Origin of the sequence: Spirillospora sp. NPDC048824 (assembly GCF_043198455.1) — a bacterium.
Lineage (GTDB): Bacteria > Actinomycetota > Actinomycetes > Streptosporangiales > Streptosporangiaceae > Spirillospora.
This window is the reverse complement of the sequence record NZ_JBICUS010000002.1, coordinates 479,251-494,207: the sequence shown is the minus strand read 5'-3', so window position 1 is coordinate 494,207 and position 14,957 is coordinate 479,251. Positions and strand designations below refer to the sequence as shown.

General features: G+C 72.7%; 13 protein-coding genes. 5 read left to right on the top strand and 8 right to left on the bottom strand.

The features are described 5' to 3' along the window. The first annotated feature begins 164 nt into the window (after positions 1–164). Complete coding sequence (locus ACGFIS_RS05690; RefSeq protein ID WP_392899965.1) at positions 165–323, top strand: hypothetical protein; 159 nt, start codon at positions 165–167, stop codon at positions 321–323. A gap of 15 nt (positions 324–338) precedes the next feature. Here the strand turns inward: ACGFIS_RS05690 and ACGFIS_RS05685 are convergent, their stop codons facing one another. The 8 genes from ACGFIS_RS05685 to ACGFIS_RS05650 form a co-directional block, all read right to left on the bottom strand. Then, on the bottom strand, positions 339–1,256 hold the full coding sequence (locus ACGFIS_RS05685) for a hypothetical protein (protein ID WP_392899968.1): 918 nt from the start codon (positions 1,254–1,256) through the stop codon (positions 339–341). A 20-nt stretch (positions 1,257–1,276) separates the two neighbouring features. Continuing rightward, positions 1,277–2,020: a sugar transferase gene (locus tag ACGFIS_RS05680; RefSeq protein ID WP_392899969.1), complete on the bottom strand. Its 744-nt coding sequence runs from the start codon at positions 2,018–2,020 to the stop codon at positions 1,277–1,279. 2 nt (positions 2,021–2,022) lie between these two features. Beyond that, the gene (locus tag ACGFIS_RS05675) at positions 2,023–4,785 is read right to left on the bottom strand and encodes an O-antigen ligase family protein (protein ID WP_392969727.1); all 2,763 of its coding nucleotides are present in this window, start codon (positions 4,783–4,785) and stop codon (positions 2,023–2,025) included. Next, positions 4,782–6,029 carry a glycosyltransferase gene (locus tag ACGFIS_RS05670; RefSeq protein ID WP_392899974.1) on the bottom strand — a complete coding sequence of 416 codons (1,248 nt, stop codon included), beginning with the start codon at positions 6,027–6,029 and terminating at the stop codon, positions 4,782–4,784. The genes ACGFIS_RS05675 and ACGFIS_RS05670 overlap by 4 nt, the downstream gene beginning before the upstream one ends. Positions 6,030–6,083: 54 nt before the next feature. Then, positions 6,084–7,298: a polysaccharide biosynthesis protein gene (locus ACGFIS_RS05665; RefSeq protein ID WP_392899976.1), complete on the bottom strand. Its 1,215-nt coding sequence runs from the start codon at positions 7,296–7,298 to the stop codon at positions 6,084–6,086. Positions 7,299–7,300: 2 nt separating this feature from the next. Beyond that, positions 7,301–8,449 carry a DegT/DnrJ/EryC1/StrS family aminotransferase gene (locus ACGFIS_RS05660; RefSeq protein WP_392899979.1) on the bottom strand — a complete coding sequence of 383 codons (1,149 nt, stop codon included), beginning with the start codon at positions 8,447–8,449 and terminating at the stop codon, positions 7,301–7,303. 4 nt (positions 8,450–8,453) lie between these two features. Continuing rightward, complete coding sequence (locus ACGFIS_RS05655; protein WP_392969724.1) at positions 8,454–9,947, bottom strand: hypothetical protein; 1,494 nt, start codon at positions 9,945–9,947, stop codon at positions 8,454–8,456. 196 nt (positions 9,948–10,143) lie between these two features. Continuing rightward, positions 10,144–10,806, bottom strand: a complete 663-nt coding sequence (locus ACGFIS_RS05650) for a response regulator (RefSeq protein ID WP_392899985.1) — start codon at positions 10,804–10,806, stop codon at positions 10,144–10,146. Positions 10,807–11,173: 367 nt separating this feature from the next. Here ACGFIS_RS05650 and galE point away from each other — a divergent pair, with 367 nt between their 5' ends. From galE to ACGFIS_RS05630, 4 genes are all read left to right on the top strand, one after another. Continuing rightward, positions 11,174–12,193 carry a UDP-glucose 4-epimerase GalE gene (galE, locus tag ACGFIS_RS05645; protein ID WP_392899988.1) on the top strand — a complete coding sequence of 340 codons (1,020 nt, stop codon included), beginning with the start codon at positions 11,174–11,176 and terminating at the stop codon, positions 12,191–12,193. Positions 12,194–12,443: 250 nt separating this feature from the next. After that, the gene (locus tag ACGFIS_RS05640; RefSeq protein ID WP_392899991.1) at positions 12,444–12,941 is read left to right on the top strand and encodes an Lrp/AsnC family transcriptional regulator; all 498 of its coding nucleotides are present in this window, start codon (positions 12,444–12,446) and stop codon (positions 12,939–12,941) included. 101 nt (positions 12,942–13,042) lie between these two features. Then, positions 13,043–14,302 (top strand): acyl-CoA dehydrogenase family protein, encoded by a 1,260-nt coding sequence (locus tag ACGFIS_RS05635; protein ID WP_392899994.1) that lies wholly within the window; start codon positions 13,043–13,045, stop codon positions 14,300–14,302. Positions 14,303–14,306: 4 nt separating this feature from the next. Then, positions 14,307–14,891, top strand: a complete 585-nt coding sequence (locus tag ACGFIS_RS05630; RefSeq protein ID WP_392899997.1) for a TetR/AcrR family transcriptional regulator — start codon at positions 14,307–14,309, stop codon at positions 14,889–14,891. Positions 14,892–14,957 lie beyond the last annotated feature (66 nt).

Below are 14,957 nucleotides of genomic sequence, written 5' to 3'. Positions count from 1 at the left end.
TGCCGTCGGGTGTGTTTCGGTCTGGGCACGGTGGGTTTGCGGCTCTCGGGGTGGGCGGGCCGAGTTGTAACGATGCGAGCACTTCGTGTGTCCGGTACGGGCCTACACATCGTGATGTGTTACGTTTTTTGCCTGCTTAACTGGGGTTTGAAGGGGTGCGCGGGGTGGACCGCAAGAGGCTCGGCCTTATGGCCGTCGCGTTCGTTCTGGTCGTCGGAGTGATGGAGGTTCTGGCCGTGAAACTCGGGTCCATGGAGGTCCCGTTCCCCGCCGGTCCCCAGCAGCAGCCGGCCGTCGCCGACAGCCAGGGACAGGACGACTAGCCCGCGAGGCGGACGTCAGCGGGTGTTCCGGGCCTTGATCATGCTTTGCAGATCGGGGTGGTCGCCGCCGGTGGCGTCGGCGAGGGTGGGGCAGGCCCACTCGTCCTGGTGGCCCCACGAGTAGGAGATCTCCAGCCGGGGGCGCGGCGCCAGGACGTCCCAGCGGGCGAGGATGCTGCGGAACTGGGCCTGCGTGGGAAGCCAGTACTGCTTGTCGCCGTCGGAGCAGCCCTGCCCGAACGCCTGCAGGACGGGGGCGATCCTGGCGCGCGGAATGCCGGCGTCGTCGGCCAGGCGGACCATCCGGTCGATCGCGCCGATGTCGCAGTGTTCGCGGGCCTCCGCCGAGCCCTCGCAGGGGTAGGGGTCGAGGCCGAACAGGTCGACGCCGACGCGCTCGGGTGTGAGGGGCTTCATCGGGAAGTCGGTGAGCGAGATGAACGAGAGCTGCCCGGGTGCGTGCCGTCCGATGTACTCGGCGCGGAGGCGGATGTCCTTGACGATCTCCGGGCATTCGCCGGTGTTCGGCTCGTCCGACAGGTACCAGCCGTAGACCCTCGGGTCGCGTCCGAACCGGTGGACGGCGTCCTTGAACGCCTCGAAGCCGAGTTCGAAGTCCTCGCAGTGGAAGTTCCCCACCCACAGGAACGCCTGCATGCCCGGCGGGACGCCGGCGACGAGGGACGCGTCGGGTTTGACGTCCACCAGGTCGTAGCCGAGTGCCCGGAGGCGCGGGTAGTCGGACGGCTCGGTGTTCAGCGCGATGCGGCGCGTCCCGCCCGGCTCCGCCGCGGGCGTGCCGGGCGAGGCGAGCGGCCCCGGGTAGGGCTCCCGGCTGGACGGCTCCGCACGCTGATGGAACAGGAGCCCCGCGGCCAGCACGACCGCCGCGGCGACGGCCGCGACCCTGAACTGGACGCTCCCCGTATGCATGCCGTACCTTCCCGCCGCCGCTAGGCGGCCGACCCGGGCTCCTTGGCGGGATGCGCGGTCTCGGACGGCTGCGCCACCTCCGTCACCGTCCCGTCCGCCGATACCCGCAGCGGCGGGACGGTGAACCCCAGGACGTACCAGACGGTCTGGGCCAGTGTCCGGAGCGTCGCGCGCATCGACGGGTCGCTCAGGAACACCGCGTCGACGGCGGCCTGCGCCGGCGCGAGCCGCTCGACGTAGAAGGCGAGGTCGACCTCCTCACCGGGAGGGAGCACGTCGGAGTCCCGGAACCTGACCTGGGACACCCCCGTCATCCCGGGCCGGTGATCGAAGACCCACCGCCAGCGCGCGTCGTAGTACACCGCGAGGTCGTAGGTCTCGGGGCGCGGCCCGACGAGCGTCATGTCGCCGCGCAGCACGTTCACGAGCTGCGGCAGCTCGTCCAGATACCAGCGGCGCAGCACGCGGCCGAGCCGGGTGACCCGCGGGTCGCTGGTCGCGGTGACCTTGATGCCGCCGACGTCGCGCCGCATCGTCCGGAACTTGAGGATGGTGAACGGCCGGCCGCCCTGCCCGACCCGGGTCTGCCGGAAGATCCCCGGACCCCGGCTCGTCAGCCGCACCAGCGCGTAGATGAGCACCAGCGGGACGGAGAACAGCAGCAGCCCCGCCAGCGCGCCGGTGACGTCCAGCGCCCGCCGCCCGCGCGAGGGCGGGATGCCCTCGGACGGGTCGACGGGACGGGCGATGAGATCCTCGGACATGGTCACCCCTTGTTCCTCACGTGCTGGAACCACGCCAGCAGAGCCGCGGTGGTGGCGATGAAGGAGACGGACGTCGCGACCGCGGCGCCCCCCGCGCCGTGCGCCGGGATCAGGACGATGCCGAGCACGACGACCACCAGCAGGCCGATGCCCTGCCCGGTGGACGCGGCGCCCGGCCGCCCGACCCCGTACAGGTAGGCCATGATGAGACCCGTCACACCGAACGTGACGACGCCGGCGAGACGGATGTAGGTGGGCACGACCGCGTCCTCGAACACGTCGCCGAACACCCACGGCAGCGCCGTCCCGGCGATGAGCGCGAGCGGCAGCGCGGCGAGCACGGAGATGCCGAGCGCGGGCAGGATGAGGGCCGCGGTACGGCGTGCGGCGCTCCTCTTGTCCTCCCTCGCGAAGTCCGGGTACAGGACGTAGTTCACGGCGAGGCCTGGCAGCTGCACCAGCTCCGCGAACTTGCTCGCGACGGTGTAGACGCCCAGGACCTTCGGCCCGGCGAGCGCGCCCAGCAGCGCCATGTCGAAGCGGAGCTGGAGGAGGTCGATGAGCTGGCCGACGTAGCCCCGGAACCCGTAGCCGGCGATCGACCTGCCGAGCCGCGCGTCCGGCCGGCCCCAGCCGCGGAAGAACCCGCGCCGCCTCAGCCGCCGCGCGATCCACGCCGCGGCGGCGATGTCGGCGAGCACGAGCCCGGCGACGAGAGCGCCCGGCCCGTGCCAGCCCAGCAGGATCGCGACGTAGATCGGCAGGAACACGAACTCCTCGACGGCGATGGCGAGGCTCGCGCCGTTCGGGTCGTCCGTCCCCTGGAGCAGACCCTTCCCGACGGAGACGAACCCCTGCGTGAACGACGGGACGGCCGCGGCGAGCGTCACCCAGACGCCGAACGACTTGAAGAAGACCAGGAACAGCAGCGGGCTCAGCGCGAGCCAGCTCAGGCACGCCAGGAACGCGCCGATGACCGTCAGCCAGGCGAGCGTCGGCCGCACCCGGCTCTGGTCGCGGTCGTCGCGCGCCAGGAAGAAGGGCGCGGCGGCCGGCAGCCCCGCGTTCGACAGGTGGCAGAGCAGCCCCGGCAGAATCCGGACCAGGGTGAACGCCCCGACCAGCTCCGGCCCGCCGACCCGCGCGACGAGGATCGTCGCGACCCCCAGCGACGCCAGCGCCCCCACCCGCGCCGCCATGTTCCCGGCGACCAGCGACACGAGCCGTTTGCGCACCGACTTCACCGCCTCGCCCCTGGACTCGGGCGGCGCGCCGGTCGTCTCGGGAGGCGCGGTATCCGTTCCGCGAGGCGCGGAGCCTGCTTCGGGAAGCATGGTTCTCGGTTCGGGGGGCGTGGTTCTCGGTTCGGGGGGCGTGGTTCTCGGTTCGGGGGGCGCGGTTCTCGGTTCGCGAGGAGCGGTGCCGGTATCGGGGAGCGCGGTGCCGGTCCGGCGGCCGAAGAGGTCGAGGGCGGCGATGAGGCCGAAGAAGGCGAAGCCGTGCCGGTAGTGCAGGACCTCGTAGAACAGGGCGCAGATGAGGAACACGGCGAGGAGGGCCCCGAAGAGCTCGGGATGCGGGACGAGCCGCGCGTACTCGGGCTTCAGCGCGTCCCGCCGCGCGATCCGCACCGACCTCAGTACCAGGACCGACACGATCAGGATCAGCGCGACCCCGCCGATGAACCCGCGTTCCAGGATGGAGGCGATGTAGTCGTTGTGCGCCTCGCGGACGTACGTCTCCTGCCGGACGAGCATCTGCCTCTCGGTCTGCGCGGCGCCGATGCCCCACGGGTGGTCCTGCGCCTCGATCATGTGCCAGGTCGTGGTGAAGACGGCGCCGCGCGACTCGGTGCTCTCCCCGGTGGTCCGGCCGATGGAGTCGCGGATGATCGGGGACATCTCGCTGGCGCGGTCCAGAGCCGGCTGGACGTCGATCTGCGTGACCGCGGCGACCGCGCCGCCGCCGAAGAACACGGCGGCGGCGCCGACCGCGACGGCGTGGTGGGCCTTGCCCTCGCGGAACAGCCGGAACACGTAGCCGAGCAGCAGCGCGCAGCACAGCGCGAGCAGGCCGCCGTTCGAGCCGGTCAGCAGTTCGGCGGCGATGAGGATCCCGCACACGGCCCGGCGCCGCCATCTCCCCTCCGGGAAGCGGGTCGCGCGCGCGATGAAGAAGACGCAGATGAACCAGTTGGCCGCGTAGTTGGCGTCGCCGAAGGTGAACATCAGGCGCTCGCCGTCGACCTGCTTGCCGGAGACCGCGTCGTTCCCGATCGCGAAGCCGGTCATCATGACGAGCGCGTAGACCGTGCCGATCCAGACGAAGGCGCGCAGCGCGACGCGGAGCAGGGACGGGTCGCGGCCGAGGTTGGCGACGCAGACCGCCCACAGCAGCACGAACAGGTCCTTGACGAGGGTGAGCGCCCCGACGTCGTCGTTGGCGAGCGCCGCGATGCCGCCCGCGAGGACCGTCAGCAGGGTGGGCAGCAGGTACGGCCAGCGGACGGGCAGCTTCCGCGTCCCCGCCCACAGGAACGTCGTGATGGCGAACAGGACCAGGACTACATCGGGCAGCGCCGTGTTGCCGGGCCCGGGAGCGAGCCCGGCGGGCATCAGCATCGGCAGCGACGCGATGCCGGCGACGAGGGCGACCGCCTCCGGCCGCCACCGCCGCCGGGCCCCCGGCGGCGCCGCCGCCTCCCCCGGCGCCCCGGCCGGGACGGTCGCGAGCCGTCCCGCCGCCTTGGTCGCTGTCGCCGTCATGACCGCTGGTAGGGCCGCCTGGAAGTGCCCCGGTACGTCTCGTCCAGCACCGTGCCGAGGTGTGCGGGGGTGAACCACTCGCCGATCCGGCCGCGGGCGCGTTCGGCCATCCGGTCGGCGGCGGCCGGGTCGTCCAGCATCGCCGCGATGGCGCCGGCGAGCCGCTCCGGGTCCTCCGGCGGGACGAGCAGGCCGGTCTCCCCGGCGAGGACGAGGTCCTGGTTGGACGGGACGGCCGTCGCCACGAGCGGGATCCCGGCGCTGATCGCCTCGACCAGCACGCAGGGCAGGCCCTCCCAGCGGCTCGCCATCGCCATCAGGTCGAACGCGGGCAGGACGGCGGCGACATCGTCGCTGTGCCCGAGCCAGCGCATCCGGTCCTCGACGCCGAGCTTCGCGGTGAGCTTCGCCAGCCGGTCCGCCATCGGGCCGCCGCCGACCCACAGCCCGAACACGTCGTCCGGCAACCGGGCGATGGCCCTCGCGAAGATCTCCGGGCCCTTCTGGAAGGTGAGCCGTCCGATCGACCCGACGACCTTCACGCCGAGGGGCAGGTCGAGGCGGCGGCGCGCCTGCGCCCTGGCCCCGGGGACGGTCGCGTACGCGTCGACGTCCACGGCCGGCCACGACAGCCGTACCCGCTCCGGCGTCGTGAGGCCGAGCCGCAGCGCGGTCGTCACCGTGTCCGTCCCGACTCCGAGGAACGCGTCGGTGTGCTTGGCGGCGATGCGTTCGAGGCGGATGTAGGCGGTGCGCCGCGCCCACGACTGGAACTCGTTGAACGGGAACCCGTGCCACGTGTGCACGATGCGGGGTACGCCGGCGCGTGCCGCCGCCAGCCGCCCGATGACGCCGGCCTTGGACGAGTGGGTGTGGACGACGTCGTACCGGCCTTCCGCCAGCACCCTGGTGAGGGTGGACAGCGCGGCGAGGTCGTCGCGCGGCGAGATCTGCGGCACCAGCGGCCCCACCTGGACGATCTCCATCCCGGCGCGGTGCGCCGCGGGCGTGAGGTCCCCGGCGGCGGCGTTGGCGACGGCCTCGTCGCCGTGGAGCACGGTGCCGCGGGCGGTCGTGCCGCCGCCGGAGAGGGGCTCGCTGTCCATGCCGACGCCGCCGGTGACGATCGCCCGCTCGTACGTGCCGTCCGGCAGCGCCAGGGCCCCGTTCAGCGCCACCCGGCCGCCGCCGCCGTTGAAGCGGGTGATCACCTGCGCGACTCGCAGTTTCCTGGCTGTACTCACGACTCACCTCTGGTCACGGGTCACCCCTGGTCACTGGTCACCTCTGGTCGCGGGTCACCTCTGGTCACGGGTCACCTCACGGGACGGGTGGGGACGCCGGGCCGGGCGGTACTCCGGCAGCAGGCGGCGCAGCAGCAGCCGCACCTGCGCCGCGTCGCCCGCCTCGGCCGCCGCGGCGAGCGCGTCGAGCAGCCGCGGCAGCCCGGCGGGCGGCGGCACCGGCCGGGTTCCCCAGATCTTCGGGTGGGCGGTGCGGATGCGGCGCTCGGAGTCGGCGAACGCCTTCTCGGTGAGCTTCTCACCGGGCCCGAGCCCGCTGAACCTGACCGTCACCGCGGGCGTGCGGAGCTGCGCGGCGTACCGCTGTACGAGGTCGAGCACCGGGACGGGACGGCCCATGTCGAGCGCGAACGTCTCCGCCTCCTCCGCGAGCGCCGCCGCCTCGATCAGCAGACCCGCCGCCTCCGTCACCGTCATGACGTGCCGCGCCGCCTCCGGATGCGTGAGGGTGATGACCTCACCGGCCGCGATGCGGTGCGCGAGCGGGCCGCTCGGGCCGGGCGTCCCGAGCGCGCCCGGCGGAGCGGCCGGCGCGCCGATGACGTCGCCGACGCGGACGGCCGCGAAGCATGTCGGGCCGCCGGTCGCCGTCTGCAGCAGCAGTTCCCCGAGCCGCATCGTCGCGCCCAGCACCGACGTCGGCTCCGCCGCCCGGTCGGACGAGACGAGCACGAGCCGCCGCACCCCGTGCCGCACCGCGCTGTCGACGACGTGCCGGGTGCCGAGCACGTTGTCGGCGACGCCGCGGCAGGGATCGTCCTCGACCGCCGACAGCCGGTTCTGGCCCGCCGCGTGGAAGAGCAGCTCGGGCCGCGCGTCCCCGATGAGGCCGTCGACGCGGTCGGCGTCCCGCACGTCCGCCTCGGCGACGGTGACGCGGACGTCCGGGTCGCCGCCCGGCTTCCCGGCCAGCTCGCGGGCGAGCCGCTCCAGCCCGCGCCCGTCCTTGTCGACGAGGCACAGTGCGTCCGGGCCGAGCCGCCGGATCCGCCGGCAGAGCGCGCCGCCGACCGTCCCGCAGGCGCCGGTGACGAGCACCCGCCTGCCGCGCAGGAGGCGCTGCCCCCGCGGGTCGGCGAGGACGATCTCGTCCCGGTCCAGCAGCAGGGCGAGCGGGCTGGCGGCCGGCGCGGCCGAGGCGGCCGCGGCGGGTCCGGCGCACGTCGCGCCCAGGATCCGGCGGAGCCGGTGCGGCGAGTACCAGCGCACGGTCAGTTCCGGGTCCGCAGTGCCTCGGCGAGGGCGGCGACGACCCGGTGCTGGCCGTCCTCCGTCAGTCCCGGGTAGAGCGGCAGCGACAGCAGTTCCTCCCCGACGCGGTCGGTCACGGGCAGCAGCCCGCACTCCTCCTCGCCGAGGAGCGCCCGGTAGGCGGTCAGCTGGTTCGCCGGGATGAAATGGACGGACGTCCCGACGCCCGCCGCCTGCATCGCGTCGCCGACCGCGTCGCGGTCCGGGACGCGCACCTGGTAGAGGTGCCAGGCGTGCTGGACGCCGTCGAGGCTGCGGCGCTGCGGGAGGACGACCCCGGGCAGCCCGGCCAGCGCCTCGTCGTAGCGGGCGACGAGTTCCGCGCGGGCCTGCTGCCAGCCCGGCAGCGAGCGGATCTGGGCGCGTCCGATCGTCGCCTGGGAGTCGGTCATGTTGGCCTTCAGCCCGATGGCCTTCACGTCGTACCGCCAGCTTCCGCCCGGCAGGTACCGCTTCCACGAGTCCTTGCTCATCCCGTGCAGCCGCAGCGACCGGACCCGGTCGGCGAACTCCTCGTCGTTCGTCGCGACCGCGCCGCCCTCGCCGATCGGCATGTTCTTCGTCGCGTAGAAGGAGAAGCACGCCGCATGGGAGGCCGACCCGACGGGGGCGCCGCCGCGCGCCGCGCCCGGTCCGTGCGCGGTGTCCTCCACCACCCGCGTCCTGTCGAGGCCGGCCGCCGCGGCGAGGGCCGGCACGTCCACCGGGTAGCCGCCCTGGTTCTGGGTGACCATCGCGGCGGGCTTCACCCGGGCCGCGGCCGCGGCGACCGTCTCCGGGCTCGGCACCAGCGTCTCCTCGTCGATGTCGACCAGGACGGGACGGTGCCCGGCGTGCAGGATCGCGTTGATCGCGCCGCAGAACGTCAGGCTGGGCGTCAGCACCGGCGACCCCGGCGGCAGGCCCATCGCGCGGAGGCTCAGCTCCAGCGCGCTCGTGCACGAGGCGACCGCGACGACGTGCGCGGCGCCGAGGTGGTCGGCGAACTCCTGCTCGAACGCGGCGGTCTCCGGGCCCGTGGTGAGCCATCGGGAGTCGAGCACCTTGGCGACCGCGTCGGGCACCCCGTCGGTGAGCGGCGGGACGCAGAACGGAACGGCTGGACTCATCTGGCTACTCCTTGTTCTTTCGCGCTCGGGCGGCCTTCCGCGCTTTGGCGGCCTTCCGCCCCTTGGCGGTCTTCTGCGCCCTCGCGGGCCTGTGGGATGTCGCCTTGCGTGATGTGGCCACGACGCCGAGCAGCGGCCAGCCGGAGGCGGCGACCAGGTCGCAGACCGTCTCCAGCCCGGACACCGTCGTCACCGGCCCGACGGCCACGACCACGCCGACCGCGTCGTCCGCGCCCGGGTCGATGTCCTCGAACGCGTGCACGTGGCACAGCCGGCGGACCGGGACCGGCTGAGTGATCTCCGACGGGGACGCCTCGCCGGGCTTCTTCGTCATGACGGCGGCGCCACCGCCGCCGCGGACCACCGACGTGCCGCTCCGGCCGCCGTGCCCGCCGCTGTTCAGGGACGGCCCACCGCCGTCCGCGCCGGGCGACCCGCCCCCGCCGGGTTCACCGCCCCCGCCGGGGCCGCCGCCCCCGCCGCCTTCGCCGGGTCCGCCGCGCTCCGGCCGGGCCGTGACGAGCTTCGTCTCGTTCCCGTACACCGCCGAGGCCACCGCCGACACCAGTTCGGCGGGCAGGGGCCCGGGTGCGCCGACCAGCGTGACCCGTCCGACGTCCTCCTTCTTCGCCGCCAGCCGCACCCGCCGGCCGAGGTCGGCGAGCTGCGCGGGCCCCTTGTCGGCCCAGCCGAGCAGTGGCACCCCGAGCCGCCGCGCGACCCGCCGCTGCCCCGGGATCGTGGGCCGGACCATCTCCGCCACGACCGCGATCAGGATCCCGCCGACCAGCCCGACCAGCCCCGCGATCGCCGACATCATCACCATCGGGTCCGACTTCGGGGCGAGCACGGCGGGCTGCACCACCGACGCCGTCCCGGCCGACGTGAGCTGCGTCAGCAGATCCGAGCGGTTCGACCGCAGGTCCGTCAGCTCCGACTGCACCCGCTCCCGCTCGTTCGCGGCCTCGACGTCCGGGACGGGCCCGGCCGCCCGCCGCGACAGCGGCCCGAGCCGGCCCTCCAGTTGCCGGAGGCGCTTGCCGATCTCGTCGAGCCGCTGCCTGATCGCACTCTGGTTGGACTCGTTGATCTCCCTGACGACCTCGGTTCCGATGGCGTCCGCCAGCTTCCGCGCCACGACCGGGTCGGCGTCCTTCACCGACAGCTCCACGACCGTGGACGTCCCGAGCCCGGACACGTCGATGGCCTTCGCGAGCTTCGGAACCGACCGGTCGACCCGCTGCCGCCGCAGCACCTCGCGCAGCAGGGTGTCGCCGGTCGCGAACGCCTTCACCTGGCTGACCACGATGCTCACGCCCGCGTCCCCGGCCGCCGCGTCGGTCACCTCGCCGCCCGCCTGCAGCCGCGTCTTCGCGACCGACGGCGGCTGCTGCGTGCTCATCAGGAGCGCCACCAGCGTCAGCGGAAGAACCGTCATGACCAGCAGGACCGCCCAGTAGCTGCGAACCACCCGCGCCGCGACTTCGTCGATCTCCACGAGCTTCCCTCCGGCACGTCGCGGGCTTCTCCGGCTTTGTCACGGCGAGCGTAAGAAGGCCCGTTACCGGAGCAATCGCTCAAAAGACGACCCCGGCCTACGCCGTTTGCACCAGGGACCCAGGGACGACCCAGGGACGACCCAGGGACGACCAGGGCACGACCCAGGGCACGCCCCCGGGACCGCACCGCGCAGGTCAGGGATCCGACGGCCGCATGCCGGCCCGCATGGCGAGGGTGATCGCCTCCAGGGCGGAGTGCACGTCGAGCTTGGCCAGCAGGTTCTGCGTGTGGGTGCGGACGGTGTTCGCCGACAGGCCGAGCCGTTCGGCGATCTCCGCGCGGCCCAGGCCGTCCACCATGCACTGCAGCACCTCCCGCTCACGCGGCGTCAGCCCCGCGAGCAGCCGTGCGCTGCCGTTCGGCTCCCCGTCGTCCCGCATGAGGCGGCGCAGCACCTCGCCCAGCACGTCCGGCGGGATCCACCCGCCCCGCCGCGCCGCCGACCGGATCACGCGGGCGACCAGGTCGGCGCTCTCGGTCTTCTCCAGCCAGCCCACGGCGCCGCGCCGGACGGCCCGTACCAGCGCGTCCAGGTCGCTCATCGCGGTCAGCACCACGACCCGGACGTCCGGACTCGACTCGCGGACCCGGTCCAGGACGTCCAGGCCGCTCTCCGCGCCGAGCGTCAGGTCGAGGACGAGCACGTGGGGGCGCTCGGTGGCGGTCAGCGCGAGTGCGCGCCGCACGTCGTCGGCGATCGGCAGGATCACCAGATCGGGTTCGCGGCCCAGCCGCGCCGCGAGGGCCTCGGCGAACAGCGCGTGATCGTCCACGATGAGGACGCGGATCGGTTGCATCCACCGACGATGACCGGCGCCGGCGCCGAGCGGATCCTGCAAACGCTGTACTCGCGCCGGACGCCCCTCCCGGACGCCCCTCCCGGACGCCGCCCGTTCGCACGGCGCCCGTTCGGACGGCGCCCGTTCGGACGGCGCCCGTTCGGACGGCGCCCGTTTGGGACATCCGTATGTCGTGCGGCCACGCTCGGCGATCTTCGCTGGTGACGGCCCGGAAGAACTCGTGCGCGGACGCTCCGGCGTCCCCGCGGGTTCACCGGCGTCCGGTGCCGGTCACCCGGCGTGCGGGACGTTGACCGTCCGGGTTCCCCTGCTGATCCTGTGCGTGACCGTTCAGGGGACGCACTGGCCATCTGGGGGATGCCACATGAAAGTCCTGATCACCGGGGGAGCCGGGTTCATCGGCAGCACCATCGCCTCCGCCTTCGCCGAACGCGGGGTGACGCCCGTGGTGCTCGACAGCCTGATCACGGGCCGGCCGGAGTTCGCCGACGGCAAGATCTTCTACCAGGGCGACATCGGCGACGGGGACCTGGTCGACGAGATCTTCCGCGACCACCCCGACATCATCGCGACCGTCCACTGCGCGGCGCTGATCGTGGTGCCCGACTCGATGACCGACCCGCTGCGCTACTACCGGGTCAACCTCAGCAGGACCCTCGACCTCGCCGGTCACCTCGTCCGCAACGGCTGCGACCGGATGATCTTCGCGTCCACCGCCGGGATGTACCGCCCCGAGCCGGACCTGTCGGTCTCCGAGACGTCGGCCCTGGAACCGCAGAACCCCTACACCCGCTCGAAGATGATGGCCGAGCTCCTTCTGGAGGACCTCACCAAGGCCCAGGGCCTGCGCGTCATCTCGCTGCGCTACCTCAACCCGATCGGCGCGGACCCGCAGCTGCGCACCGGACTGCAGAGCAGCAGACCCACGCACGCCCTCGGCAAGATGATCGAGTGCCATGAACTCGGCGTCCCCTTCAAGATCACCGGCGTGAACTGGGAGACCCGCGACGGCACGGCGATCCGCGACTACATCCACGTCTGGGACATCGCCCGCGCCTTCTACGAGGCCGCGCTCCGCTTCGACTCCCTCATTCCGCCGCTGGGCGGCCGGTCCGGCTACCAGGTCATCAACCTCGGCACCGGCGACGGCACCACCGTCCGCGAACTCGTCGAAGCCTTCCGCGAGGTCGTCGGCGACTCGTTCCAGGCCGAGGAGGCCCCCGCCCGCCCCGGCGACGTCGTCGGCGCCTACGTCAACCCGGCCAAGGCACGTGAGCTGCTCGGCTGGAAACCCGAGTACAACATCGAAGACGCCATCCGCCACTCACTCCAATGGTCCGAACGCCGCCGGCGGCTGGACGTCCTCGAACCCCAGGCCACCTGACCCGCGAAACGGCCCCGGCCCACCCCGGCTGACGGCCGGGCTTCAGGCCGTTGAGCCTCCGCCCGCACGGGCCCGTCCGGGCCTCCCGGCGCCATCGACGCGACGGGAGGACGGGACGGGCCCTGCCGTCGCGTTCGGGCGCCGGCTCCGCGGGGGCGGCCATCCCGGATGAGCGTCGTGCAAGATGATGGGGCGATATCTGAGCAGATTGCTCAGGTTCGATCTGACTTCTTGCCGGAGCTGAGCGTTCGTGACCCGTACCACCCTCCTCGACCTGCAGATCCTTCGCCGCCTCGTCGAGCAGCCCCGCATCGGCATCACCGAACTGGCGGCGAGGCTCGGCATCGCCCGCAACACCGCCCACGCTCGCGTCGACAGGCTCGAACGCGACGGCGTCATCGGCCACCGCGGCCGCGAGGTCGACCTCGGCGCCATCGGTTTCGAGCTGACCGCGTTCGTCACCCTCGAAGTCGCCCAGGGCCGCCTCCGCGAAGCCGCCGCCGCGCTGGCCGCGATCCCGCGCGTCCTGGAGGTCCTCGGCATCACCGGACAGGGCGACCTCCTCGTCCGCGCGGTCGCGCCGAACGGCAAGCAACTCCACGAGGTGATCGATTCGATCCTCGCCTGCCCCGGCGTCCGCCGCAGCACCACCTCGATCGTCCTCACCCACCAGGTCCCGTTCCGGGTGGGCCCGCTCCTGGAGGACGAGGAACGCCGAGCCCGCGAGGACCAGAAACCAGGACGCTGACGCCCTCCCGGCCCCTTCCCTCCCCGCCCCCTTCCTCCCCGTCTCTTCCTTCCGGGCCGGTACCGGTGGCATCCTGCCTGAACAAAGGTTAAGGAGATTTTATGGATTTCCACCTTCCGGCTGAGTTGACCCGGAGGCTCGCCGAGCTGGACGCGTTCATCGAACGGGAGATCGCTCCGCTCCAATCCCAGGACGACAACGAGCGCTTCTTCGACCACCGCCGCGAGTACGCGCGCACCGACTTCGAGAACGGCGGGGTGCCCCGTCCCGAGTGGGAGGAACTGCTCGGCGAGATGTTCCGGCGCGCCGACGCGGCGGGGTGGCTGCGCTACGGGCTGCCCAAGGAGGTCGGCGGCTCCGACGGGACGAACCTCGACATGGCGGTGATCCGCGAGCACCTGGCGCACAAGGGCCTGGGCCTGCACAACGACCTGCAGAACGAGGCGTCCGTCGTCGGGAACTTCCCGTTCGCGCACATGCTCCTGGAGTTCGGGACGCCCGAGCAGAAACAGGAGTACCTGGAGCCGATGCTCGCAGGGGACAAGCGGATCGGCTTCGGCCTGACCGAACCCGAGCACGGCAGCGACGCCACCTGGATGGAGACCACCGCGGTCCGCGACGGCGGCGACTGGATCATCAACGGCGCCAAGCGGTTCAACTCGGGCATGCACTCCGCCACCCACGACGTGGTCTTCGCCCGGACGAGCGGCGAACCGGGCGACGCCAGGGGGATCACCGCGTTCTTCGTCCCGACCGACGCGCCGGGCTTCTCGGTCGACTTCCACTGGTGGACGTTCAACATGCCCACCGACCACGCCGAAGTGACCATCCGGGACGTGCGGGTACCGCATTCGTCGGTCTTCGGGGGCGAGGGCGAGGGCCTGGCCGTGGCGCAGACGTTCGTCCACGAGAACCGGATCCGGCAGGCGGCCTCCGGAGTCGGCGCCGGGCAGTACTGCGTGGACCGCAGCGTCGAGTACGCCCGCCGGCGCGTGACGTTCGGCCGTCCGCTGGCGACGCGGCAGGCGGTCCAGTGGCCGCTGGTCGAATTGCAGACCGAGGCCGAGATGCTGCGCGGGCTGATCCGCAAGACCGCCTGGGAACTGGACCGGCTGCCGCACATGGAGATCAGCGACCGGGTCTCGATGTGCAACTACCGGGCCAACCGGTTCGTCTGCGAGGCCGCCGACCGCGCGATGCAGGTGCACGGCGGTCTCGGCTACACGCGGCACACGCCGTTCGAGCACATCTACCGCCATCACCGCCGGTACCGCATCACCGAGGGTTCCGAGGAGATCCAGATGCGCAAGGTCGCCGGCTACCTGTTCGGCTTCGCCGGCCCGAACAGGGCGAGGGACTAGCCGGATGGCGCAGGGGCCGGGCGAGGCGGGGATCCTGGAGGCCGCGATCGCCGTGATGACCGAGCACGGCTACCACGGCACCTCGGTCCGGGACATCGCGATGCGCGCGGGGATCAGCCCGCCCGCGCTCTACTACCACTTCGAGTCCAAGCAGGAGGTTCTGGCGACGATCATGGAGCGGGGGATCGAGGCCCTGCTCCGCGACAGCCGCGCGGCGCTCGCCGCCGCCGGTGACGACCCCGCCGGCAGGCTCGGGGCGCTCGTCGAGACGCACGTGCTGTTCCACCTCCGGGACCAGCGCGGCACCATGCTGGGCACCAGCGAACTGCGCGCGCTGGGCGAACCGGTCCGCACCAGGCACATCGGCAAGCGCCACCAGCAGCAGCGGCTGTTCGACGGTGTGATCACGCAGGGCGCCGAACTCGGTGTCTTCACCACGCCGATCCCGCTGGAGGCGTCCAGGGCGATCGTCGTGATGTGCACCGGAGTGGCCGCCTGGTTCTCGCCGGACGGTCCGCTCGGCCGGCCCGAGGTCGCCCGGAACTACCGGCGGCTCGCGCTCGACATGGTGGGCGCACGCCGACCCTGACACCGCTCGGAGGATGCGGGCGGACCTAACGTTCATACAGGAAATCTTGCGGAAAAGCGTGGTCAT

Bases quoted from the DNA above. Each gene is read 5' to 3' on its own strand.
- ACGFIS_RS05630 (WP_392899997.1), top strand. From the start codon at position 14,307: ATGGCGCAGGGGCCGGGCGAGGCGGGGATCCTGGAGGCCGCGATCGCC.
- ACGFIS_RS05660 (WP_392899979.1), bottom strand. From the start codon at position 8,449: ATGAGTCCAGCCGTTCCGTTCTGCGTCCCGCCGCTCACCGACGGGGTG.
- ACGFIS_RS05635 (WP_392899994.1), top strand. From the start codon at position 13,043: ATGGATTTCCACCTTCCGGCTGAGTTGACCCGGAGGCTCGCCGAGCTG.
- ACGFIS_RS05650 (WP_392899985.1), bottom strand. From the start codon at position 10,806: ATGCAACCGATCCGCGTCCTCATCGTGGACGATCACGCGCTGTTCGCC.
- ACGFIS_RS05680 (WP_392899969.1), bottom strand. From the start codon at position 2,020: ATGTCCGAGGATCTCATCGCCCGTCCCGTCGACCCGTCCGAGGGCATC.
- ACGFIS_RS05685 (WP_392899968.1), bottom strand. From the start codon at position 1,256: ATGCATACGGGGAGCGTCCAGTTCAGGGTCGCGGCCGTCGCCGCGGCG.
- ACGFIS_RS05675 (WP_392969727.1), bottom strand. From the start codon at position 4,785: ATGACGGCGACAGCGACCAAGGCGGCGGGACGGCTCGCGACCGTCCCG.
- galE (WP_392899988.1), top strand. From the start codon at position 11,174: ATGAAAGTCCTGATCACCGGGGGAGCCGGGTTCATCGGCAGCACCATC.